This window comes from Nitrospirillum goiasense (genome assembly GCF_034427435.1).
Taxonomy (GTDB): domain Bacteria; phylum Pseudomonadota; class Alphaproteobacteria; order Azospirillales; family Azospirillaceae; genus Nitrospirillum.
In genome coordinates this window covers 851,844-873,325 of the sequence record NZ_JAXQNP010000002.1, presented here as the reverse complement: position 1 = coordinate 873,325, position 21,482 = coordinate 851,844, and the positions used below count along the sequence as shown (strand labels likewise).

Annotated in this window: 21 protein-coding genes and 1 tRNA gene; 12 read left to right on the top strand and 10 right to left on the bottom strand. The window is 67.6% G+C overall.

The features are described 5' to 3' along the window. Window positions 1–36: 36 nt before the first annotated feature. A complete protein-coding gene (locus tag ULB03_RS06470; RefSeq protein WP_322482417.1) occupies window positions 37–2,097 on the bottom strand; it encodes a thioredoxin domain-containing protein in 2,061 nt (686 codons plus the stop codon). Window positions 2,098–2,275: 178 nt separating this feature from the next. On the opposite strand from ULB03_RS06470, the gene ULB03_RS06465 reads away from it, so the two are divergent. From ULB03_RS06465 to ULB03_RS06435, 7 genes are all read left to right on the top strand, one after another. Further along, window positions 2,276–2,530 (top strand): DUF6489 family protein, encoded by a 255-nt coding sequence (locus tag ULB03_RS06465; protein ID WP_145735244.1) that lies wholly within the window; start codon window positions 2,276–2,278, stop codon window positions 2,528–2,530. Next, window positions 2,527–2,901: a (2Fe-2S) ferredoxin domain-containing protein gene (locus ULB03_RS06460; protein ID WP_322482416.1), complete on the top strand. Its 375-nt coding sequence runs from the start codon at window positions 2,527–2,529 to the stop codon at window positions 2,899–2,901. The genes ULB03_RS06465 and ULB03_RS06460 overlap by 4 nt, the downstream gene beginning before the upstream one ends. A gap of 10 nt (window positions 2,902–2,911) precedes the next feature. After that, window positions 2,912–4,252 carry a tRNA uridine-5-carboxymethylaminomethyl(34) synthesis GTPase MnmE gene (gene mnmE, locus ULB03_RS06455; protein WP_322482415.1) on the top strand — a complete coding sequence of 447 codons (1,341 nt, stop codon included), beginning with the start codon at window positions 2,912–2,914 and terminating at the stop codon, window positions 4,250–4,252. A gap of 119 nt (window positions 4,253–4,371) precedes the next feature. After that, window positions 4,372–6,273 (top strand): tRNA uridine-5-carboxymethylaminomethyl(34) synthesis enzyme MnmG, encoded by a 1,902-nt coding sequence (gene mnmG / locus ULB03_RS06450; RefSeq protein WP_322482414.1) that lies wholly within the window; start codon window positions 4,372–4,374, stop codon window positions 6,271–6,273. After that, entirely contained in the window at window positions 6,270–6,878 is a 609-nt protein-coding gene (gene rsmG, locus ULB03_RS06445; protein ID WP_322482413.1) for a 16S rRNA (guanine(527)-N(7))-methyltransferase RsmG, read from the top strand. The genes mnmG and rsmG overlap by 4 nt, the downstream gene beginning before the upstream one ends. After that, window positions 6,868–7,686: a ParA family protein gene (locus tag ULB03_RS06440; protein WP_322482412.1), complete on the top strand. Its 819-nt coding sequence runs from the start codon at window positions 6,868–6,870 to the stop codon at window positions 7,684–7,686. Before rsmG ends, ULB03_RS06440 begins: the two co-directional genes overlap by 11 nt. Next, the gene (locus tag ULB03_RS06435) at window positions 7,655–8,560 is read left to right on the top strand and encodes a ParB/RepB/Spo0J family partition protein (RefSeq protein ID WP_416211051.1); all 906 of its coding nucleotides are present in this window, start codon (window positions 7,655–7,657) and stop codon (window positions 8,558–8,560) included. Before ULB03_RS06440 ends, ULB03_RS06435 begins: the two co-directional genes overlap by 32 nt. A 76-nt stretch (window positions 8,561–8,636) precedes the next feature. Here ULB03_RS06435 and holA read toward each other — a convergent pair whose 3' ends face one another. The 5 genes from holA to ULB03_RS06410 all read right to left on the bottom strand — a co-directional run bounded on the left by holA (window position 8,637) and on the right by ULB03_RS06410 (window position 14,897). After that, complete coding sequence (gene holA, locus ULB03_RS06430) at window positions 8,637–9,668, bottom strand: DNA polymerase III subunit delta (protein WP_322482411.1); 1,032 nt, start codon at window positions 9,666–9,668, stop codon at window positions 8,637–8,639. Window positions 9,669–9,741: 73 nt separating this feature from the next. Continuing rightward, window positions 9,742–10,314 (bottom strand): LPS assembly lipoprotein LptE, encoded by a 573-nt coding sequence (gene lptE / locus ULB03_RS06425; RefSeq protein WP_322482410.1) that lies wholly within the window; start codon window positions 10,312–10,314, stop codon window positions 9,742–9,744. Beyond that, the gene (gene leuS / locus ULB03_RS06420) at window positions 10,301–12,919 is read right to left on the bottom strand and encodes a leucine--tRNA ligase (protein WP_322482409.1); all 2,619 of its coding nucleotides are present in this window, start codon (window positions 12,917–12,919) and stop codon (window positions 10,301–10,303) included. The genes lptE and leuS overlap by 14 nt, the downstream gene beginning before the upstream one ends. Before the next feature lie 126 nt (window positions 12,920–13,045). Next, the gene (locus ULB03_RS06415) at window positions 13,046–13,588 is read right to left on the bottom strand and encodes a DUF3576 domain-containing protein (protein ID WP_322482408.1); all 543 of its coding nucleotides are present in this window, start codon (window positions 13,586–13,588) and stop codon (window positions 13,046–13,048) included. 151 nt (window positions 13,589–13,739) lie between these two features. Beyond that, complete coding sequence (locus tag ULB03_RS06410; RefSeq protein WP_322482407.1) at window positions 13,740–14,897, bottom strand: porin; 1,158 nt, start codon at window positions 14,895–14,897, stop codon at window positions 13,740–13,742. A 186-nt stretch (window positions 14,898–15,083) separates the two neighbouring features. Between ULB03_RS06410 and ULB03_RS06405 the strand changes: the two genes are divergently transcribed. Continuing rightward, complete coding sequence (locus tag ULB03_RS06405; protein WP_322482406.1) at window positions 15,084–15,854, top strand: YggS family pyridoxal phosphate-dependent enzyme; 771 nt, start codon at window positions 15,084–15,086, stop codon at window positions 15,852–15,854. Window positions 15,855–15,948: 94 nt separating this feature from the next. Next, a tRNA-Ser gene (locus ULB03_RS06400) sits at window positions 15,949–16,040 on the top strand. An 85-nt stretch (window positions 16,041–16,125) separates the two neighbouring features. Here ULB03_RS06400 and ULB03_RS06395 read toward each other — a convergent pair. From ULB03_RS06395 to ULB03_RS06380, 4 genes are all read right to left on the bottom strand, one after another. Next, window positions 16,126–16,482, bottom strand: a complete 357-nt coding sequence (locus ULB03_RS06395; RefSeq protein WP_322482405.1) for a type II toxin-antitoxin system PemK/MazF family toxin — start codon at window positions 16,480–16,482, stop codon at window positions 16,126–16,128. Further along, the gene (locus ULB03_RS06390; RefSeq protein ID WP_322482404.1) at window positions 16,479–16,703 is read right to left on the bottom strand and encodes an antitoxin MazE family protein; all 225 of its coding nucleotides are present in this window, start codon (window positions 16,701–16,703) and stop codon (window positions 16,479–16,481) included. Before ULB03_RS06390 ends, ULB03_RS06395 begins: the two co-directional genes overlap by 4 nt. Before the next feature lie 261 nt (window positions 16,704–16,964). After that, window positions 16,965–17,510 (bottom strand): hypothetical protein, encoded by a 546-nt coding sequence (locus ULB03_RS06385; RefSeq protein WP_322482403.1) that lies wholly within the window; start codon window positions 17,508–17,510, stop codon window positions 16,965–16,967. Between the two features lie 79 nt (window positions 17,511–17,589). Continuing rightward, window positions 17,590–18,276: a hypothetical protein gene (locus ULB03_RS06380; RefSeq protein ID WP_322482402.1), complete on the bottom strand. Its 687-nt coding sequence runs from the start codon at window positions 18,274–18,276 to the stop codon at window positions 17,590–17,592. 242 nt (window positions 18,277–18,518) lie between these two features. Here ULB03_RS06380 and ULB03_RS06375 point away from each other — a divergent pair, with 242 nt between their 5' ends. The 3 genes from ULB03_RS06375 to ULB03_RS06365 all read left to right on the top strand — a co-directional run bounded on the left by ULB03_RS06375 (window position 18,519) and on the right by ULB03_RS06365 (window position 21,390). Next, on the top strand, window positions 18,519–19,385 hold the full coding sequence (locus ULB03_RS06375; protein WP_322482401.1) for an aldo/keto reductase family oxidoreductase: 867 nt from the start codon (window positions 18,519–18,521) through the stop codon (window positions 19,383–19,385). Between the two features lie 68 nt (window positions 19,386–19,453). After that, the gene (locus ULB03_RS06370) at window positions 19,454–20,728 is read left to right on the top strand and encodes a PQQ-dependent sugar dehydrogenase (RefSeq protein WP_322482400.1); all 1,275 of its coding nucleotides are present in this window, start codon (window positions 19,454–19,456) and stop codon (window positions 20,726–20,728) included. Continuing rightward, on the top strand, window positions 20,725–21,390 hold the full coding sequence (locus ULB03_RS06365) for a phytanoyl-CoA dioxygenase family protein (protein WP_322482399.1): 666 nt from the start codon (window positions 20,725–20,727) through the stop codon (window positions 21,388–21,390). Before ULB03_RS06370 ends, ULB03_RS06365 begins: the two co-directional genes overlap by 4 nt. Window positions 21,391–21,482: the final 92 nt, after the last annotated feature.

The window sequence follows — 21,482 nt, the reverse complement described above, 5'->3', positions numbered from 1 at the left end:
GGGGCCTGTCACCGTGATGGCGGTCACCGGCTCCGATCATTGGCCGGAAGCGCTAGGGCTCAGCAGCGCGTCTAGCGCTTCCGGCGTGGTCACGGGCAGCGAACAGCGCATGTCCTGGCAGACATAGGCCGTCGCCTTGCCGCCCAGCATGGTCTTGCCCGCCGCGGGATGGGGCTCCGGCAGGTTCTGTCCCGGTGACAGGCGGCTGACCACCAGGGTCGGCCGCGCCTGGTTGCGCAGGACGGCGTTGAAGGGCTCGAGCTCATCCGCCTCACCCACCAGCACGACCTGCACCCCGTTCAGCAGGGTCTCGGCCATGTTGAGGAAGGTCGACAGCGGAAAGAAGTTGCGGCCCAACTCACCGCTGAAGGCCGACATCAGCGTATCCGCGCGGGCGCGGTAGCGGTCCTGCCCCGTCAGCATCCATAGCCGCGTGAGGTTGCCGAGCTGGGTGCCGTTGCCAGCGGGCACGGCGTTATCATGGGCGTTGCGCGGGCGGATGAGCAGGTCGCCCACATCGTCGGCCGTGGTGTAATAGCCGCCGTCCGCCTCATCCCAGAAATGGCGGTCCAGCGTCGCCGTCCAGCGCACGGCCTGCTCCAGGAAGGCGGCCTCGCCCGTGATCTCATGCAGCGTCAGGGCGGCCTTCCCCATGTTGGCGTAGTCTTCCAGCAGGCCGGCATGACGGGCCCGGCCGCCCCGTCCGCTGTGGTGCAGGCGATCCAGCCCGTCGGCACCGGCGTGGCCCAGGCTTGTCATAACATGGCTGTAGGCGTCGATGGCGGCCTCGATCCAGCCCGGTTGCTCGAAGACGAAGCCGGCGCGGGCCAGGGCCGCGATCATCAATCCATTCCAGTCGGCCAACACCTTGTCGTCCCAACCGGGACGGATGCGCAGGGCCCGCGCCTTCAGCAGGCGGGCGCGGGCATGGGCCAGACGGTTCTCTTCGGCACTGCCCAGTGCCAAGGGGGTGCGCCGGTTCAGGATGGTGTGGCCTTCCCAGTTGCCCAGTTCGGTCACGTCATAATGGGCGCAGAACAGCGCGGCGTCCTCGCCCAGCAGGCGGTCGATTTCCGCCTTGGTCCAGACGTAGAAGCGGCCCTCCTCCCCCTCGCTGTCGGCATCCAGGGTGGCGCCGAAGGCACCGCCCGGCACCTTCATCTCATTCAGCACCCAGCCCACGGTCTCGCGGACGCGGACCTCCAGCAGTGGGTCGCGGGTGCCTTGCCATACCTGGGTCATCAACGCCACCAGCTGGGCGTTGTCGTACAGCATCTTCTCGAAATGGGGCACCAGCCACTGCTCGTCCGTGGAATAGCGGGCGAAGCCACCGGCCAGGTGGTCATAGATGCCGCCGTTGGCCATGTGGGTCAGGGTGGTGGTGACGGCGTCGCGCAGGTCTGTGCGGCCGGTGCGCAGGTGGGCGCGCCACAGCAGGTCGAAGATGCTGGGCTGCGGGAACTTGGGGGCGCCGTTGATGCCGCCCAGGAAGGGGTCAACCTCCCGCACCAGGCGGTCGGCCACGGCGTTCAGGGCGCCAAGGGTCACCGCCTCCCCCGGGTTGCCCTGGGACAGGCGGGCCAGCGCGTCACCCAGGGCCTTCACGTTGCGGCTGACCTTGCCGGGGTCCTGGGCGTAGGTTTCCGCCACGCCCTGCAGCACATCAGGGAAACCGGGCCGGCCATAGCGGCCGCTGGGCGGGAAATAGGTGCCACCCCAGAACGGCTCCCCCTTGGGGGTCAGGAACATGGTCAGGGGCCAGCCACCCTGCTGACCCAACAGGGACAGCGCCTGCTGGTAGACCTGGTCCACGTCCGGCCGTTCCTCCCGGTCGACCTTGATGTTCACGAACAGGTCGTTCATCAGGGAGGAAATGGCCTGATTCTCAAAGCTCTCGTGGGCCATGACGTGGCACCAGTGGCAGGCGGCGTAGCCCACGGACAGCAGGATGGGCTTGCCCAGCGCTTGGGCCTCGGCGAACGCTTCCGGCCCCCAGGCGCGCCAATGCACAGGGTTATCCTTGTGCTGCAGCAGGTAGGGGCTGGTTTCATGAACCAAAAGGTTCGCCGCCGCTTGTGTCGTAGCCGATGCCGCCATGAGGGTCACGCTCTTTGGACTGAATGGTGCGGTTGTTGAAGGTTCCGTGCCGCTTTGACCCCACTGTAGCCTCCGCTACAGTGAAGGTCAGAAAAAGAGACGGGGTTGCAGGCGCATAATCCTTGTTAGTGCCCCGGTCCATGGCTTTAGAGGTCAACCGAACAGGAAGGTTTCCCCCATGAAAATAACCGTCGACGTCGATTGCACCCCGGAAGAGGCGCGTGCTTTCCTGGGCCTGCCGGATGTGAAGCCCATGCAGGACGCCCTGATGCGGCAGATGCAGGACCGCATCAGCGCCAACCTGGCGGCCATGGACCCGGACGCCCTGCTGAAGACTTGGCTGCCCGTGGGCATCCAGGGGTTCGAGCAGTTGCAGAAAATGATGTGGAACCAGATGACCTCCGCCATGGGCGGGGGCAAGGATACGAAGTGACCGATCCCGCACCCTATTTCGACTGTCACGTTTTCTTTTGCACGAATGAGCGCGCGCCCGGCCATCCCCGGGGCTGCTGCAAGGAAAAGGGCTCCGAGGCCCTGCGCGACCACATGAAGGCCGCCGCCAAGGAGGCCGGCCTGGGCAAGAAGGTGCGGGTCAACGCCGCCGGTTGCCTGGACCGGTGTGAGTTGGGGCCGACGTTGGTGATCTATCCGGAGGGTGTTTGGTACACGTGCGCCACCCCCGGTGACGTTGATGAAATTGTGAAGACGCATTTGGTGGAGGGCGGCCGGGTGGAGCGCCTGATGCTATACCCGGATGAGAAAGTGCCGGCGCACCGCGCCCGCAAAGCCGCCGCCGCAGACTGACCCGACCCCCATGTCCCTCTACAGTACTGACACCATCTTCGCCTTGGCCTCCGCCCCCGGTCGGGGCGGAGTGCAGGTCATCCGCCTGTCCGGTCCCAAGGCCGGTGCCGCCCTTTCCGCCCTGACGGGACGGCCCCTGCCCCCGCCACGCCGTGCCACGCTGGCGCGGTTGACGGACCAGGTTGGGGAGGCTTTCGACCAGGCGCTGGTGCTGTGGTTTCCAGCGCCCGACAGCTTCACCGGTGAGGATGTGGTGGAGCTGCATCTGCATGGCGGGCGCGCCGTCCTGGCGGCCGCTAGCGAAGCGCTGTCGGCCCAGGGCCTGCGCGTGGCGGAGCCGGGGGAGTTCAGCCGCCGCGCCTTTGAGGCCGGCAAGCTGGACCTGACGGAGGCGGAAGCCATCGCCGACCTGGTGGACGCCGAGACGGCGGCGCAGCGGCGCCAGGCCCTGCGCCAGATGGACGGCGCCTTAGGGCAATTGTACGAGGGCTGGCGTCACCGCCTGGTGCGGGCCTTGGCCCACCTGGAGGCGGATATCGACTTCCCGGATGAGGACCTGCCCCATGGCCTGGCGCCGGCGGTGGTGCCGGTGCTGACCAGCCTGTACCAGGAAATCGGGGCCCACTTGGCCGACGGCCACCGGGGCGAGCGCCTGCGCGACGGCTTTTCCATCGCCATCCTGGGCGCGCCCAACGCCGGCAAGTCCAGCCTGCTGAACGCTTTGGCCCGGCGGGACGCGGCCATCGTCTCCTCCACCGCCGGCACGACGCGCGATGTGATCGAGGTGAACCTGGATTTGGGCGGCTTCCCCGTCACCCTGGCCGACACCGCCGGCCTGCGCGACGCGGCGGATGAGATAGAGCGGGAGGGTATCCGCCGGGCCTTGGCCCGGGCGGAGAAGGCCGACCTGAAGCTGCTGGTGCTGGATTGTTCCACGTGGAACATCGGCGACATGGCGGAGGCGACCTTGGCCCTGGCCGATGGCGACGCCCTGGTGGTGTTGAACAAGCGGGATCTGTGCACCCATGTGCCAGCCATGGTGGCGGGGCGTACCGCCATCGCTGTTTCCGCCGCCACCGGCGATGGTTTGGCCGACCTGCTGACGGCGCTGCAGCGCATCGTCGGGGATCGGTTGGCGCCCGGCGGCACGCCCTCCCTCACCCGGGCGCGGCATCGCCACGCGCTGGAGGATTGCCGGGCCGCCCTGGCGCGGGCGCTGCGGGCCGACCTGCCCGAACTGGCGGCAGAGGATGTCCGGTTGGCCGCCCGGGCCCTGGGCCGTATCACCGGGCGGGTGGATGTGGAAGACTTGCTGGACGTCATCTTCCGGGATTTCTGCATCGGGAAGTGAGCCCCACCCCGATGTTTCACGTGAAACATCGGGGGCGGCCGTGAATTCGCCGTGGATTCATGGCCGTCATCCCGTGGCGCCCTTTGACTCATCCGGCCCCCGCCCCTAAAGTCCGCGCCATGCATACCTATGACGTCATTGTGGTTGGCGCCGGCCATGCCGGCTGCGAAGCCGCCGCCGCCGCCGCGCGGCTGGGCGCCCGCACCGCCCTTTACACCCACCGTCTCGACACGGTGGGGGAGATGAGCTGCAACCCGGCCATCGGCGGCCTGGGCAAGGGCCACCTTGTCCGGGAGATCGACGCCATGGACGGCGTCATGGGCCGGGTGACGGATCGCGCCGGAATCCAGTTCCGCGTGCTGAACAAGTCCAAGGGTCCCGCCGTTCGCGGGCCGCGCGCCCAGGCGGACCGCAAGCTGTACCGCCAGGCCATGCAGGCCATCCTGGCGGAGCAGGAGAACCTGACGCTGGTGGCCGCCGCCGTCGAAGACCTGGTGATCGACGCCAGCGGCCGCGTGGCCGGCATCGTCACCGCCGCGGGTGAGACGGTCATGGCCGGGGCCGTCGTGCTGACCACTGGCACCTTCCTGCGCGGCCTGATCCACATCGGTGAGGAGAAGATCCCCGCCGGCCGTGTGGGTGAGGCGCCGGCCCTGGGCCTGTCCGACACGCTGATGCGCGTGGGCTTCCCCCTCGGTCGCCTGAAGACCGGCACCCCGCCCCGCCTGGATGGCCGCACCATCGATTGGGCCAGCCTGGAGATGCAGCCGGGCGACGATCCGCCCCCGCCCTTCTCCTACCTCACGGACAAGATCACCACGCCGCAGGTGCCCTGCCACATCACCTGGACCAGCGCCCGCGTGCACGAGGTCATCCGCGCCAACCTGCACCGCGCGCCCATGTATTCCGGGCAGATCGAGGGCATTGGGCCCCGCTATTGCCCGTCGGTCGAGGACAAGATCGTCCGCTTCGCCGACAAGGAACGGCACCAGATCTTCCTGGAGCCGGAGGGCCTGGACGACGATACCGTCTATCCCAACGGCATCTCCACCTCCCTGCCCCGCGATGTGCAGCTGGAGATCCTGAAGGCCATCCCCGGGTTGGAGCATGTCACCATGCTGCGGCCGGGCTATGCCATCGAATACGACTACGTCGACCCGCGGGAGCTGGGCCCGACGCTGGAGACGCGCCGCCTGCCCCGCCTGTTCCTGGCCGGCCAGATCAACGGCACCACGGGGTATGAGGAGGCGGCGGCCCAGGGTCTGGTGGCCGGTCTGAACGCGGCCCTGGCCGTGTCGGGGTCCGCGCCCTTCGTGCTGGACCGCGCCGAGTCCTATATCGGCGTGATGATCGACGACCTGATCACCCGGGGCACGTCCGAACCCTACCGCATGTTCACCAGCCGGGCGGAATACCGTCTGTTGCTGCGGGCTGACAATGCCGACCAGCGCCTAACTCCGCGCGGCCTGTCCCTGGGCTGTGTGGGTGATGTGCGGGCCGCCGCCTTTGGCGCCAAACTCGCTGCCCTGGACCAGGCCCGCCAGTTGGCCGGCACCCTGTCGGCGACCCCCAATGAGCTGGCCAAGCATGGCCTGACCATCAACCAGGATGGCGTGCGTCGCAGCGTCGCCGATCTGCTGCGCTATCCCGACATCGACCTGGTCCGCCTGGGTGTCATCTGGCCGGAGCTGAGGGGCTTTTCGCCGGAGATCGCCGAGCAGGTGGAAATCGATGGGCGCTATGCCGGCTATCTTGACCGGCAGGAGGCCGATATCCGCGCCTTCCGCCGGGATGAGGCCCTGGCCCTGCCGGCTGACCTGGACGTGGACGCCATCGCCTCCCTGTCCGCCGAAATCCGTACCAAGCTGCGCCAGGTTCGCCCCGCCACGCTGGGGGCCGCCGCGCGTATTCCGGGCATGACGCCGGCGGCGTTGACCGCCCTGCTGCGCCACGTGAAGAAGCGCCCTGCCCGCCTGGCCCCTGGGCCCGCTGAAACCGACGACACCACGAGTGCCGCATGACCCCTGCTGACTTCGCCGCCCGGTTCGCTGTTTCACGTGAAACACTGGACCGGCTTACCGTCTATGCCCAGCTGCTGGCCAAGTGGAACCCCGCCATCAACCTGGTGGCCAAGTCCACCGTCGCCGATGTCTGGGAACGCCACATGGCGGACAGCGCCCAGCTGTACGCCTTGCTGCCCCCGGGCACGCGTACACAGGTGGACATGGGCAGCGGCGCTGGGTTTCCCGGCCTGGTCATGGCCATCTTGGGCGTGCCCGACGTCCACCTGATCGAGAGCGATACGCGCAAGGCGACCTTCCTGCGGGAGGTGGCGCGCGCCACCGGCACGCCGGTGACCGTGCACGCCCAGCGCATCGAGCAGGCGCCGGAGATCATGGCCGATGTGGTGACCGCCCGCGCCCTCGCCGCCCTGCCCGAGTTGCTGGACTGGGGCTACCGCTTCCTGAAGCCGGGGGCCCAGTGCCTGTTCCTGAAGGGCAGGACCGCTGCCGAGGAATTGACCCTCGCCGCCCAATCCTGGACAATGACCACCTCCCAAGTCCCCAGCATCACGGACCCGTCGGGGACCATTCTTATTCTTGGTGAGATCGCCCGTGCCCGCTGACGCCCCCACCCCCGCGCCGAAGCGAGCGCGCATCTTGGCCCTTGCCAACCAGAAGGGCGGCGTGGGCAAGACCACGACCACCATCAACCTGGGCACCGCCCTGGCGGCCACCGGCAAGCGTGTGCTGATCGTGGACAACGATCCACAGGGCAACGCTTCCACCGGCCTGGGCATCGGCCGAACGGAGCGTGGCACCGGCACCTATGAGCTGTTGTTCGGCGAGACGACGGTGGAGGCCTCGGTGCGCGGCACCAGCATCCCCAAACTGTTCGTCGTCACCGCCTCCGCCGACCTGTCGGGGGCCGAGTTGGAATTGGTGGAGCTGGAGCGGCGCGAATTCCGCCTGCGCGACGCGTTGACCAGCGCTGCCACCGAATACGACTATATCTTGATCGACTGCCCCCCAGCCCTGGGGCTGCTGACCTTGAACGCCCTCGCCGCCGCCGATTCGGTGTTGGTGCCGCTGCAATGCGAGTTCTATGCGCTGGAGGGTTTGTCGCAGCTGATCCGCACCATCGAGCGGGTGAAACGCACCTTCAACCCCAGCCTGGAAATCCAGGGGGTGGTGCTGACCATGTTTGATCGGCGCAACAACCTGTCCGACATGGTGGCCGCCGACGTGCGCGGCTTCTTTGGCGAAAAAGTGTATGAGACGGTCATCCCCCGCAATGTCCGTGTCTCCGAGGCGCCTAGCCACGGCAAGCCGGTGCTGCTCTACGACCTGAAGTCGGCGGGCGCCCAGGCCTATATTCATTTGGCGGGAGAGGTTTTGAAGCGTGAGCGTAACCGGCAGTCAGTCCATGGATGAGATGAAGAAGCGCAGCAACCTGGGGCGCGGCCTGTCCGCGCTGTTTGCCGAGGTGGCGGACGAGCAGGAGCCGGTGGAAAAGGGCCGGCCGCCCCGCACCCTGCCCATCGAACTGCTGCATCCGGGCCGTTACCAGCCGCGCCGCCATTTCGATGAAGAGGCCATCCGCAGCCTGGTCGACAGCATCCGCGAGCGCGGTGTGCTGCAGCCCATCCTGGTGCGCAAGGTCGAGGATGGCGGTGCCGCCAGCAGCGCCCGGTACGAGATCATCGCGGGTGAACGCCGCTGGCGCGCCGCCCAACTGGCCGGCCTGCACGAGGTGCCGGTGGTGGTGCGGTCGCTGACCGACCGCGAGGCGCTGGAAATCGCGCTGGTCGAGAACATCCAGCGCCAGGACCTGACGCCCCTGGAAGAGGCTGAGGGCTTCCAGCGGCTGATGGATGAGTTCAACCACACGCAGGAGGATCTGGCCCGCGCCGTGGGCAAGAGCCGCAGCCATGTCGCCAACATGCTCCGCCTGCTGGCCCTGCCCGACGCGGTGAAGGCGCTGGTGCAGGATGGCAGCCTGACCATGGGCCACGCCCGCGCCCTGCTGACCGCCGCCGATCCGCTGGCGCTGGCGCGGGAGGTTGTGAAGCGCGGCCTGAATGTCCGCCAGACGGAACAGCTGGTGAAGGACGCCGCCAACCCGGCCACCCGTCCCGCCCCTGCCCCCAAGACGGCCGACACCCTGGCCCTGGAAAAGGAACTGGCGGCCGAGCTGGGCCTGAAGGTGGCGCTGAAGGCCAAGGGCCAGGCGGGCAGCCTGACCGTGCATTACGCCAACCTGGACCAGCTGGACGGCTTGCTGGCGCGGCTGAAGCAGCGCTTCTGATCCTTCCGCCAGTCTCGGCTATAAAAAAAGCGCCATCAGTGCTGTCACTGATGGCGCTTTTTTTGGGGCGGAAGGATCAGCCGCCCGACCGCCTCGCCAATTGCGCCACCTGGAAGAAGGCGCGCGCGCAGAGGGTCTCATCCGGCATGTTGGTGCGCTTGCAGTCGGCTTCCGCATCCATCAGGCGGTCCAGAGCCAGCGCAAGGTTGGGCAGGGTCCAGCGCCGCACCTGGTTGGTGATCTGGTTTTCCATCTTGAAGAACACGGGCGGCCGCAGGGCCTTCACCGCCTGCTGGGCCGTCTGTCCCCGGGTGGTGTGGTAGACGGCCATCTGCAGGCGCTGGAAGTGGCGTTGGGCGGACCGCAGGATGGGGACGGGGCTGGTGCCCTCCGCGAACAGACGGCCCAGCGCCCGGTCGATGCTGGCGATGTCGCCGTCGGCGGCGGCCAGGGCCGGCTCATCCATGTCCAGCGCGGCGCTGTCGCCGATGACGGTGCGCACGTCTTCCAGCGTCACGCGGCTGGCGCCCATCATATAGATGGCCAGCTTATCCACCTCCCCGCGCGCCACGGCGCGGTCGCCCACCAAGTTGGCGGCCAGCCAGTCGCGGGCGTCGGTGTCGATGGTCAGCTTATGCTCCCCCAGGATGCGGGCGATGGTCACCGCCAGCTCCCCCTCCTCCTCCACATAGCAGGCGATGGCGGCGGCCCTGTCGTCCGACTCGAACAGGGCGCGCAGCTTGGAGGATTTGCCGAGGTCGCCCGCCTCCACCACCGCCAGGGTGTCGCCGCTGGGCGGCTGCTTCAGCAGGGCCTGGAAGGCCACGGTGATCGACTCGTCGGCATCGCGCACCCGCACCAGCCGGCGGCCGCCGGTCAGGGCCATGGCGGCCATCTCGTCATTCAGGCGGGCCCCGTCGCCGCTGATCTGGTCGGCCTTCAGGTCGCTGACGCGAAAGGGATCGTTCAGGTCGTCCACCACCGCGCGGGCCAGCGTTTTGGCGCGCTCACGCACCAGGCCGGTGTCGGGGCCGTAAACCAGGACGGCGACAATGCCGGCCGCTGGGCTTTTGCAAAAGCCATCGGCGTTGCGCGGCTGGACCTTCACGGGCGCCTCCCGGGAGTGAAAAGGGCCGCCCCGGTCGGTGGCGGCCCATCAACACGAAACAATGCCAAGAACCTTACTGGTCCTTGGCCGATTGGACCACCGACCCGCGGTCGAAATACAGCGACAGGCGCGTGGTGATTTCCTCCGCCAGTTCGGTCAGGGCGCGATCATAGGCGTCCTGCTCGGTGACCATGGTGGAGTATTGCGCCTCGGAAATGTCGTAGCTGACGATGGACCGGCTGGATGTCCGGTACAGCGTCTTGCCCGTCTTGTTGTCGATCAGCTGGTAATCGGCCAGGACGTGCAGGCGGGCGCGCGTCGCGGTGGCGTCGCGCTGGATGCCCAGATTTTCCTTGTTGGAATTCAGGCGCACGTTGAGGCGGTAGTCCGGTTTCACCGGCCGACCGTCATTCTGGTAGAAGCGGTCGATCAGGTTGTTGCGCAGCATCTGGCCGATGCGGTCGGGGATGATGTCGATGGATACCGACGCCATTTGCGACCGCGTCGACGGTTTGCCCGACAGGCTGTGGTCCCCATAGACGGTGTGGAAGCCACAGGCGGACAGGGCCAGAGGCGCCGCCGCCAGGATAGCCCCCACCACCGCCTTGCGGATCACGGCCTTGAAGCCGGGGTCAGACGACAACATTGATCACCCGGTTGGGTACGACGATGACCTTGCGCACGGGCTTTCCCTCCAGGGCGCGCTGCACATTCGGCTCCGCCAGGGCCAGCGCCTCGGCCTCTTCCTTGGCGATGTCCTTGGGCAGGTGCAGGGTGGCGCGCAGCTTGCCGTTGACCTGCACCGCCACGGTGGCGGTGTCCTCGGTGGCCAGGGCTTCATCCGCCACTGGCCAGACCGAGTCGACCAGCAGGGTGTCATGACCCAGCACGGACCACAACTCCTCCGCCAGGTGCGGCATCATCGGGCCGATCAGGCGCACCAGCACCTCCAGCCCCTCGCGCAGCACGGCGGCGTCACCCTCTTGAATGTTCTGGGCATCGGCACCCGCCTTGGCGTCCAGCTTCTCCAGCGCGTTGGACAGCTCGCGGATGCGGGCCACGGCCTTGTTGAAGCGGAAGCGTTCCAGATCCTCGCCGATGGCGGCAACGGTCTTGTGCACCATGCGGCGCGCATCGGTGGCCAACGGCGACAACTCGGCCGGGATGGGGGTGCCGGCGGGCGGCAGGGCCACCGACGGCTCCGTCACCAGGCGCCACAGGCGGTTGATGAAGCGCCAGGCGCCGTCGATGCCAGCCTCGGTCCATTCTAGGTCGCGGTCCGGCGGGCTGTCGGACAGCATGAACAGGCGGGCGGCGTCGGCACCGTAGGTGTCGATGATGTGCGCGGGGTCCACCACGTTCTTCTTGGACTTCGACATCTTGATGATGGGGCCGACGGTCACGGGGCCGCCGCCCTCGCGCTCCACCGACTTGCCGTCCACCACGTCCACGTCGGACGGCAGCAGCCACTTGCCCTCGGCATCCTGGTAGGTCGCGTGGGTCACCATGCCCTGGGTGAACAGGCCCTCGAACGGTTCCTTCAGGTCGGTGTAGCCGACATGGGACAGGGCGCGCGTCCAGAAGCGGGCGTACAGCAGGTGCAGGACCGCATGCTCAATGCCGCCGATGTACTGGTCGACCGGCAGCCAGTAGGCCGCCTCCTCCCGGTTGAAGGCCTGGCCCTCGACACGGGGGCTGGCGAAACGCAGGAAATACCAGCTCGACTCGATGAAGGTGTCGAAGGTGTCGGTCTCACGCACCGCCGCCGTGCCGCAGGTGGGGCAATTCACGTGCTTCCACGTCGGGTGGCGGTCCAGCGGGTTGCCCGGCTGGTCGAAGGTCACGTCGTCCGGCAGGGTGACGGGCAGCTGGTCCTCCGGCACGTGCACCAGGCCGCAGCTGGGGCAGTGGATGACCGGGATGGGGCAGCCCCAGTAGCGCTGGCGCGACACGCCCCAGTCGCGCAGGCGGAAGATGGTGGTGCGCTGGCCGCGGCCCATGGCCTCGATGCGCTCACCGGCCGCCTGCTTGGCGGCCTCCACGTCCATGCCGTCCAGGAACTGCGAGTTGCGCAGCAGGCCGGGGCCGGTATAGGCCTCGGTGCCCACGTCGAAGGTCGCCGGGTCCTCCCCCTCGGGCACCACTACGGGGGTGACCTTCAGGCCGTACTTGCGGGCGAAGTCCAGGTCGCGCTGGTCGTGCGCCGGGCAGCCGAAGATGGCGCCGGTGCCGTATTCCATCAGCACGAAATTGGCGATGTAGACCGGCAGGTTCCAGCCGGGGACGAAGGGATGCTCGGCGGTGATGCCGGTGTCGAAGCCCTTCTTCTCCGCCGTCTCGATGGCCTCTTCCGAGGTGCCGACGCGGTTGCAGTCGGCGATGAACTCGGCCACCGCCGGGTTCTTCTCCGCCAGCGCCAAGGCGATGGGATGGTTGGGGGAGATGCCGACGAAGCTGGCGCCGAACAGGGTGTCGGGCCGGGTGGTGAACACCTCGACCTCAGGCTCGCCCGGAAACACGTTGGGGGTGACACCCGCCGGGGCGGTCAGCTGGAAGCGGAAGCGCAGGCCGGTGGACTTGCCGATCCAGTTCTCCTGCATGATCCGCACTTTTTCCGGCCAGCGGTCCAGCGTGGCCAGGGCCGACAGCAGATCGTCGGCGAAGTGGGTGATCTTCAGGAACCACTGCGACAGCTTGCGCTTTTCCACCAGCGCGCCGGTGCGCCAGCCGCGGCCGTCCACCACCTGCTCATTGGCCAGCACGGTGTTGTCGACCGGGTCCCAGTTGACCCAGCTTTCCTTGCGATAGGCCAGGCCGGCCTTCAGGAAATCCAGGAACATCTTCTGCTCGTGCCGGTAATATTCCGGACGGCAGGTGGCGATCTCCCGGTTCCAGTCGATGGCCAAGCCCATCGACTGCAACTGACCGCGCATGGTGGCGATGTTCTCGTAGGTCCACTTGCCGGGATGGACCTTGCGCTCCAGCGCGGCGTTTTCCGCCGGCAAGCCGAAGGCGTCCCAGCCCATGGGGTGCAGGACGTTGAAGCCCTTGGCCCGCTTGTAGCGGGCGATCACGTCGCCAATGGTGTAATTGCGGACGTGCCCCATGTGGATGCGCCCCGAGGGATAGGGGAACATCTCCAGGACGAAATACTTCGGCCGGGCAGGGTCCGCGGAAACGGCGAAGCTGTTCCGGTCGGCCCACGCCGACTGCCACTTCGCCTCGTTTTCCCTGACATTGTACCGGGACATGGAAAAACCGCCTTCTCTGGGGTGTCGCGCCGGCCGACAGCCTGAACTGGCCGGGGCGTCACCCCCTCCCGGCGGGCCGCCGGGGCGTTGCGAGAGGAGACAGTCGCCCGCCGGCGATGGATCAGCTTACTTGGAGGGGCCCTGCTGGATGCGCAGCTGCCGCGCCCGGGTGAGGACGGTGTCCTCAAGCTGGCTGTTGGTTTCGGCGGCCACGGTGGCGTCGCGCCACTGGCCATTCTGGTCGACCTGGCGGAACACGGTCACGCGCACGCCGTCGGCGCGCAGGGTGCTGTCCAGGACGTACAGGTTGATCTTGAACCGCTCGCCCGGGGTGCTGGGCGGGCTGTACCAGTCGGTGATGATCACGCCGGTGTAGGGGTCGGCCGAAACCAGCGGCAGGAAGCCGATGGTGTCCAGCGACGCGCGCCACAGGAAGGCGTTGACCGTCGGGCCCACCGCCTGCACGGCGGTGTTGGACGTGCCGACCGGGCCAGAGGTGTTCTGGCGCATCAGGATCGAGACGGGCTTGGGCGCGGCCTTCGCGTCGTCGTCATCGCCCCAGCCCAGCCAGGAACAAGCGGACGTGGAAAGCAGAAGTCCGGCAACCAGGAGGGAGCGGCCAATGAAAAAAGCGGAGCGCGACGGCATGTGATTGTCACCCAGGGTCACGAGAACGGTTCCTTAGATCAAAAAAGCCGCTGGGACGCAAGGCCGGCCAAGCGGCCGTGACGAAGCGTAACGTTGGCGCGGGGGTGGGGGCGCGGGGGTGGCGCACGGGGGCGGGGCGGAGGCGATGGAAACGGCCGGCGTGGACGGAAACCTAGAAACGGAATTCTACCACGGCGGTGGCCACGTTACCTGTCGGGTGCGGACTGGACTGTCCCGCCATCGCCGCCGGGTTGCCGCTTTCCAGATCCGCGGCCCAGTGGATGAGGTCCAGGCCCAGGGTGGTGTCCCCCCGCACCTTCCACGACAATCCCAGGCCGTAAGCCTGGTAGGTGGTCCAGTTCTCCGTCTCGCTGCCGTGCCAGAACAGGGTCAGGCCATAGGGACCGTTCTCGTAGGTGCCCTGCACGGTGGCGCCCCGGGTGTCCCCGGGGGCGTCGCCGTGGGCGGCGGCGGTGCGGTTGCGCAGCAGGCCGCTGTCGCCATCGTCGAACAGCACCGTGCCCACCGTGAAGCCGCCATAGGTCAGACCGCCGGCCAGCGTGACGGTGGAGGTGTCGCGCAGCCAGCCATGGGCGGCGTCGGCATGGTTGTAGGCGGCGCCCAGCTCATACTGCACGGGGCCCCAGTCGCCCCGGTAGTTCACGGCCCCTTCCCAGAAGTTGGTCTCGGCCGGGACAACGCTGGCGGCCACGATGTCCTGGCCGAAGGCCCGGCGCTCCGGGGCGTAGGAAAAGCCGGCCTTCACGCCGAACAGGCGGGGCGTCTCATAATCCACCTTGGTGGCGTCGTCGCTGTCGCGGGCGGCATAGGCGCGGCCCAGCGCCGTGCCCGGCGGCCGCACGCGCCCGCTTTGCGTCCAGAAGCCGTCCATCTCCCCGCCCACCAGCAGGGGCAGCAGGTCTGTCGCCCGCTCCGACGCCCCCCAGCTCTGGCCCAGGCGCACCTTGCCCCAGCCGCCGGCGGCGTAGACGTAGGCCTGGTCGATGCCGATCCCCTGCCGGTCGGCGTTGCCCGGCCGGTCGGTGCTGCGTCCGGTGTTGCCCGAACCGACACGCAGCAGCGCGCCGTAGGTCACCCCGCTGTCCGTCACCGTCTCCAGGCTGCCGGTGACGGCATAGGCGCCGACCGCGTCCCAATGGGCGTCCCCCGCCGCCGGGCGGTCCGTGCCCACCACCCCGCCCTGGGCCACGCCCGACAGGTGATAGTCGACCTGGGCCTGGGCCGCGCGCGGGGACGCCAGCACGGCGACGGCGGCGCACAGGGGCATGCCCAGGAGAGCGGGGATGCGGCGGGTCCTGAAGCGGGTCATGGGCTCTTCCGTGTCCGGGGATGCGGCGGAACAAGTGATATAGGCGGCGGATGCCGATACGCGAGCCTTGCCTTGCGCGGCGTGGCGCAGGAAAGTCGCCCCCGTGCCCGGCGCCGTCGGCCCGGGGCACGCTTTACCGTCGATCCTGCCCGCACACAACCGCCCATACACAACCCCGGCACCGCCATGACCCGCGCCAGCAAGCCCCCCGCCCCGCCCGCCCCGCCCGCGGATGCCGATGTCGCCACCCGCCTGGCCACCGTGCGCGGCGTCATCGATGCCGCCGCCCATGCCGTGGGCCGTGATCCGGGCGGCGTCAGCCTGGTGGCCGTGTCCAAGGTCCAGCCGGTGGAAAAGATTCGCGCGGCGCTTGAGGCCGGCCAGCGGGTGTTCGGGGAGAACCGGGTTCAGGAGGCCAAGGCCAAGTGGCCGGCGCTGAAGGCGCAGTATCCCGATGTCGAACTACACCTGATCGGTCCCCTGCAGACCAACAAGGTCAAGGACGCCGTGGCCCTGTTCGACGTCATCCAGACGGTGGACCGCGAGCGCCTGGCCGAGGCGCTGGCCGCCGAGGGCAAGCGCCACGGCCGCCTGCCCCGCCTGCTGGTGGAGGTGAACACGGGCGAGGAACCGCAGAAGGCTGGCATCGCCCCCGCCGACGTGCCCGCCTTCCTGGCGGCCTGCCGCGACACCCATGGGCTGGAGATCGCCGGCCTGATGGCCATCCCCCCGGCGGAGGAGGAACCGGCCATGCACTTCGCCCTGCTGGCCGACCTGGCGCGCAAGACCGGTTTGGCCGAGGTGTCCATGGGCATGAGCGGTGATTACGACCTGGCGGTGCGCATGGGCGCAACGCAGGTCCGCGTCGGCACCGCCCTGTTCGGCGAGCGGGTGAAACCCGTCCACGAGGGCGCCCCTGAGGGCACCCAGGAGGGCGGGGGCACGGGCAAAGGCTAAGGTTTTCAAGGAAAAATCAGCCGGGGGCGGGGCACCAAAAAAAGGCGCTTGCCGAGGGGCGCGTGTCTCTATATGGTCCCGCCCCATTCCGGACGGAGGGGTGGCCGAGTGGTTGAAGGCGCTCGCCTGGAAAGCGGGTATACGGCCAAAACCGTATCGTGGGTTCGAATCCCATCCCCTCCGCCATTTCAGTCCCTGAGTGGGCACTGAGTTTAGGCCGCTTGCCGTCGGTTTCATTGCGCCACGATATGCCCTGCTCGTGGGCCGCCCGTCATTCCCCTTTCCGGCTCGTTCTCGGCGACACCGCAAGGCCCAGGAACACCATTATAGCCTGGTTGAGCCGAACCACATCCTCGTCGTCCAGCCGGCCGATTTGTTCGCCGACTTTGGACTTAGGGACGGTGGTGATCTTGTCGACCATCAGCCGGGAAGGAGAGCGCAGGCCGTTGCGCTCGTTCGGTTCCACCGAGAGCCGGAACAGGGGCGCGTCGGTCGGGTCTGTGGTGAAAGCGCAGATCGTGATCGAGTCCGTCGCGTCGAAGGCGTCGTCCTGCACGATAACGACGGGGCGCGGTTTGCCTGCATAGTCCTTGCCGCCAGAGACGGTCCAGACGTCGCCCCGCCTCATTCACTATCCCAGTCGGACACCGCGTCGATGAACGCCTGATCCTCGGCCGCATGGGCGCTCGCCGCCACGGCCGCCGATTGCCGGTGCGCCTCGGCCCGGAAGGACGAGGCGCGCACGTCCGGCACCCAAATCTGGATCGGTCGCAAGCCTTGGGCGCGCAGCCGGTCGCGGTGCTCCTGCACCTTCATCTTGGTGGGCTTAGCACTTCTCGGCTGCACCATGACTTAATTCTCCAGCCTGGTTACATGTAACTTACCATGTGGCGCTCAACGATAAAACCGGATTCGATGCGGCAGCTTGGCTAACGCCGACGGCGACTGTGCAGAAAGTCGTTATTGGGCAATAGGTTGATGGCACAGCGCACATTGCGCCCCAAGATCGCACATTGCCGGATCGGCGAAGAATCCAAGCAAAAACAATCGACCGACCGAGCCGCAATGTGCGGCCTTTTATCTGGCCCTCTTAATCGGGGTATCAAATGCTTACGTCCCATCGAGATTGGCCAGCCTATCGACTATTTTTGCTGCGCTTTTGAAGGCGGCTCCCGCCTTGGCAAAGTCGCCGGATTGCGCCGCTTCAAGGAACCATCCGAATACGCTACCTGCGTCCGTGGACAGCGTGTCGGCTACCCGCACGCCTTCTACGCCGGCCTTCGCCGCTTCAATCTTCGCCGCAACCTCTGCGGCGATCACCACCGGCAGATCTATCTTCACGACGCCGCCGAGCGACGATGCAATACCCAACTCGCTCAGCTTGTCCCGCGCCGCGCGGAAATCGCTGTGGAGTACCTTGTTCCGAAGCTGGCGGCACAGGCGCAGCGTTTCCTTATCTTCATCGGACAACGCCACCCCGAAATGCTCGATCAAACCGGCTTCGATATCCTCCAGCACGATCCTGTGGGCGTGCTTCTGTAACGCGGGAATTTTCCCGGCGAGCAGGCGCATCTTCAATTCCACCGCAGCACCTTCGGCGGCTGCGGTCTTGAAGGCCGGAAGGAACATCACCTCGCTGATAGATTGCCCTGGCATGACTTGCTTCCCTTGAAGTTGAACAAGGCCAAGCTATCGCCCAAGGCGCGGAAAGGCTCTCCATCCAAGGTACAAACGCCTATCCAGGCCGCGAGCCAACGCTCACATCGGTCCCGAGATATTCGGTCAAGCGCTCTGGGTGAGCGTCAAAGTCGGCATGGTCGATGCCGGCGACCGTGAAGACCTCCATGGCAAACTTGCGGCACCGTTGCCAACTCTCATCAAGGCTGCCGCGTAGCGCGGGAGAGCCGGACTGATTGAAGATCAGGCGTAGAACGCCGCAGAAAAAGCGCAGAGACTCGGTCGGGGGAGCAACACGTTTGTGCGCTCGTAGCTCCTCCATCCGCTTCGTGACTGCTTGGGCGAGCGCCTCCCGAGAACCGGGTTCATCCTTCAGCACTGCCGTTGCGAGCGGCCGCATCATCTCGTGGGTTGTATAGTCGACGCCACTACGTTCATCGGCGAGACGCTGCACGGCCTTCTTGTAGGCCCGTCCCGGTTTGGTCAATTCGCCGAGGGCGGCAAGGGTGTTTGCGACGGTTGTGTCCTTCGAGCCGTCCTTTGTGGCTTGGTAACATCCGATGGCGTGGCTGATCGTTTTGCAAAGCTCCGGCGGGAGGCTGTCCAGCCCTAGGACACGGGCAATATCAGCCTTTTCTCGATCACCAATCGGAAAGGGTTTTGGCGTGGGAGTCGGCAATACAGCGATCGGCGGGTATGGCCTTGGCATTTGGTATTCCTTGAAGTTTCTCCCTGGGCCGATCATGCCACGCCTATAGCGCCACGGCGAAAACGTAGTGATCATCCCTATCGGCGTGGCCCGCACTTTCCCATAAAATCAAGCGCTGACCACGCCGCCCCATACGGGGCGGGCGCGACGTCGCGTGTCCGCGCCTTCGGACGCCACTGTTCGATTTTCCGAACAACCCATTTCGATTGGGCCGGATTATCGCGCAGATGGTCGGCGCCTACTTCTACGGCATCTTTCAGAACCGGGGATGCCCCACCATGAACAGCACTTATATCCTTGGACACCGCGCCGTGACCCGGCTGGGCTATGGCGCCATGCAGTTGGCCGGGCCCGGCGTGTTTGGTCCGCCCAGGGATCGCGACGCGGCGTTGGCCGTGCTCCGGGCCGTCGTCGAGTCCGGCGTCAACCACATCGACACCAGCGACTTCTACGGGCCCCACATCACCAACCAGCTGATCCGCGAGGCGCTGCACCCCTACGCCGACGATTTGGTCATCGTCACCAAGGTCGGCGCCATGCGGGGGAGCGACGGCTCGTGGAACCCGGCCTTCTCACGGGACGAACTGACCCGGGCGGTGCAGGACAACCTGCGCAACCTGGGCCTGGATGTGCTGGAGGTTGTCAATCTGCGCGCCATGTTCGATGTGCATGGGCCGGCCGAGGGCTCGATCGAGGCGCCCCTGACGGTGCTGGCCGACCTGCAACGCCAGGGCCTGATCCGCCATATCGGCGTCAGCAACGTGACGGCGGCGCAGATCGCGGAGGCCCGGCGCATCTGCCGCGTCGCCTGTGTGCAAAACCACTACAACCTGGTTCATCGCGCCGACGACGCCTTGATCGACGATCTGGCCCGCGACGGCACCGCCTATGTGCCCTTCTTCCCGCTGGGCGGTTTCACCCCCCTGCAGTCCTCCGCCCTGTCCGACGTGGCGGCGCGCCTGGGGGCCACGCCGATGCAGGTGGCATTGGCCTGGCTGCTGCGCCGGTCGCCCAACATCCTGCTGATCCCCGGCACGTCCTCCGTCGCGCACCTGCGGGAGAACCTGGCCGCGGCGACGTTGAACCTGCCGGAGGACGCGATGGCGGCGTTGGACGCCATCGCGGGGGCGCCCGCCGCCCATTAAGGAAGCGGCTGGCCGGGCGTCGTCCCCGCGCTATGTTGGTGCCGACGCTACCAGCATGGGAGGGAGCGATGCCCGCCAGACGTATCCGCGACGTGCGCAAGGTCCTGGGCGCCGGCCTGCTGGCCCTGCTGGCGATGTCCCCGCCCGCGGGTGCCCGGGTGCATGTCGGCTATGCCACCCAAGGCACCTGCGACGGCTATCCGGCGGTGAACCTGAAAACGGCACCGGGGCTGTGTGTCGGTCTGGTCGCCAACCAACTTGGGTTTGTCCGGGGCGTGGCGGTCCTGGGGTCCGACCTCTATGTCGTGGATCTGGGCGGCGGCTGGCGCCACAACCACGGCCGGCTGCTGCGCCTGAAGGACCTCGGCAAGGCGCCGCCGGAGGTCTTGCTGACCGGCCTGGATGAGCCCCACGCCCTGGCACCGGCGCCGGGCGGGCGCCTGTACATGAGCGTGCTGGGGCGCATCGTCTCGCTCGATCCCCATGCCGCCGACGTGGCGGCCAGCGTGCGCGACGTGGTGACCGGCCTGCCCAAGACGGGGCGGCATCCGCTGCCGGCCCTGGCGGTGGCGCCGGACGGCTCCCTGTTCGTCAATGTCGGTTCCGCCACCGACCATTGCGAAATCCCCGGTGGCAAGAAAGCCCAGGACACCCCGCCCAACGCCGACGTTCCCTGCCCCGAAACCGTGGCGGCGGTTCCCCGGGGTGTCATCGTGCATGTGACGCCCGGTGCTGCCCCCGTGGACATCGCCGGTATCCCGCCCTATGCCCGCGGTGTGCGCAACGCCGTGGCGCTGGCCGTCTTGCCCGGGAACCAGGTGGTCACCGCCACCAACGCCCGCGACAACATCTCCGACGCCGACCCGTCCTTGGATGATGAGGCGGTGCCGCACGACCTGTATCTGGTGTTGAAGGAGGGGGCGGACTACGGGTGGCCCTATTGCTACGATGATGGCGTGCCTAGCCCGGAATACCGCAGCCACGTCAAGCCGGCCGACTGCAAGGCCAAGCAGGCGCCCACCCTGTTGCTGCCGCCGCATGCCGCCCCCCTGGGCCTGCTGCCCTATGCCGAGGGGCCTCTGCCTGGCTTGGCGGGCACCGCGTTGATCGCCCTGCATGGCTATCACGACACGGGGCACCGCCTGGTGGCCCTGCCTGTCGACGCGCAGGGCCGTCCCACCGGCGCGATGCGGGACGTTATCTCCGGATGGGATGCCGTGACCGGCGACCACCCCCAAGGCGCGCCCGTATCCCTGGCCCGCCTGCCCGATGGCAGCGTGCTGGTGACGGAGGATTACAACGGCACGCTGCTGCGGCTGGCCAAGGGGACCAAGACACCGTGACGATCTTCACCCGTGATGGCGCCGAGCGGCATGCCGGTGTGCTGTCACCGATCGATTTGGCACGGCTGATCACCGTGCTATCAGGCGTTCCCAGGGTCCGTGCCGGCGCGCGCCTGCACGGCATCGCTGGACTGGGTGCCTTCCTGAACGCCGATGGCCCCGTGGGCCGACTGGCCGCCACCGCCCTAGGGCCGGCTGCCCAGCCGGTGCGCGCCCTCCTGTTCGACAAGACCGCTGACAGCAATTGGGCCCTGGGGTGGCACCAGGACCGCACCATCGCCGTGGCGGCGCGGGCGGAGGTGCCCGGCTATGGCCCGTGGAGCGTGAAAGACGGCCTCACCCACGTGGCGCCGCCGGCGGACCTGCTGGCCGGCATGGTCACCCTGCGCGTCCATCTCGACCCGGTGGACGCCGATAACGCCCCGCTGCTGGTGGCGCCCGGCTCCCACCGCCTGGGCCGGGTGGCCGAGGGCGATATCGCCGACGCCGTGCGCCGCTGCGGCCAGGTGGCCTGCCTGGCGGAGGCTGGCGATGTCTGGCTGTACGCCACCCTGATCCTGCACGCCTCCGCCGCCGCCATCCGCCCCCGGCACCGGCGGGTGCTGCAGGTCGATTACGCCATCGGCGACCTGCCGGGCGGGCTGCGTTGGCTGGGGGTTTAGAGCGGAACGCGATCAGGTGTAGTCACCTGATCGTGTAAATCCGCTCTATCATGAACAGGTTAAGAGCGAGGTACAGTGGTGACGGACTTGCC

Coding starts and splice junctions, on each gene's coding strand:
- ULB03_RS06470 (WP_322482417.1), bottom strand. CDS start 2,097: ATGGCGGCATCGGCTACGACACAAGCGGCGGCGAACCTTTTGGTTCAT.
- ULB03_RS06465 (WP_145735244.1), top strand. CDS start 2,276: ATGAAAATAACCGTCGACGTCGATTGCACCCCGGAAGAGGCGCGTGCT.
- mnmE (WP_322482415.1), top strand. CDS start 2,912: ATGTCCCTCTACAGTACTGACACCATCTTCGCCTTGGCCTCCGCCCCC.
- mnmG (WP_322482414.1), top strand. CDS start 4,372: ATGCATACCTATGACGTCATTGTGGTTGGCGCCGGCCATGCCGGCTGC.
- rsmG (WP_322482413.1), top strand. CDS start 6,270: ATGACCCCTGCTGACTTCGCCGCCCGGTTCGCTGTTTCACGTGAAACA.
- lptE (WP_322482410.1), bottom strand. CDS start 10,314: ATGTTGTCGTCTGACCCCGGCTTCAAGGCCGTGATCCGCAAGGCGGTG.
- leuS (WP_322482409.1), bottom strand. CDS start 12,919: ATGTCCCGGTACAATGTCAGGGAAAACGAGGCGAAGTGGCAGTCGGCG.
- ULB03_RS06410 (WP_322482407.1), bottom strand. CDS start 14,897: ATGACCCGCTTCAGGACCCGCCGCATCCCCGCTCTCCTGGGCATGCCC.
- ULB03_RS06405 (WP_322482406.1), top strand. CDS start 15,084: ATGACCCGCGCCAGCAAGCCCCCCGCCCCGCCCGCCCCGCCCGCGGAT.
- ULB03_RS06395 (WP_322482405.1), bottom strand. CDS start 16,482: ATGAGGCGGGGCGACGTCTGGACCGTCTCTGGCGGCAAGGACTATGCA.
- ULB03_RS06390 (WP_322482404.1), bottom strand. CDS start 16,703: ATGGTGCAGCCGAGAAGTGCTAAGCCCACCAAGATGAAGGTGCAGGAG.
- ULB03_RS06385 (WP_322482403.1), bottom strand. CDS start 17,510: ATGCCAGGGCAATCTATCAGCGAGGTGATGTTCCTTCCGGCCTTCAAG.
- ULB03_RS06380 (WP_322482402.1), bottom strand. CDS start 18,276: ATGATCGGCCCAGGGAGAAACTTCAAGGAATACCAAATGCCAAGGCCA.
- ULB03_RS06375 (WP_322482401.1), top strand. CDS start 18,519: ATGAACAGCACTTATATCCTTGGACACCGCGCCGTGACCCGGCTGGGC.
- ULB03_RS06370 (WP_322482400.1), top strand. CDS start 19,454: ATGCCCGCCAGACGTATCCGCGACGTGCGCAAGGTCCTGGGCGCCGGC.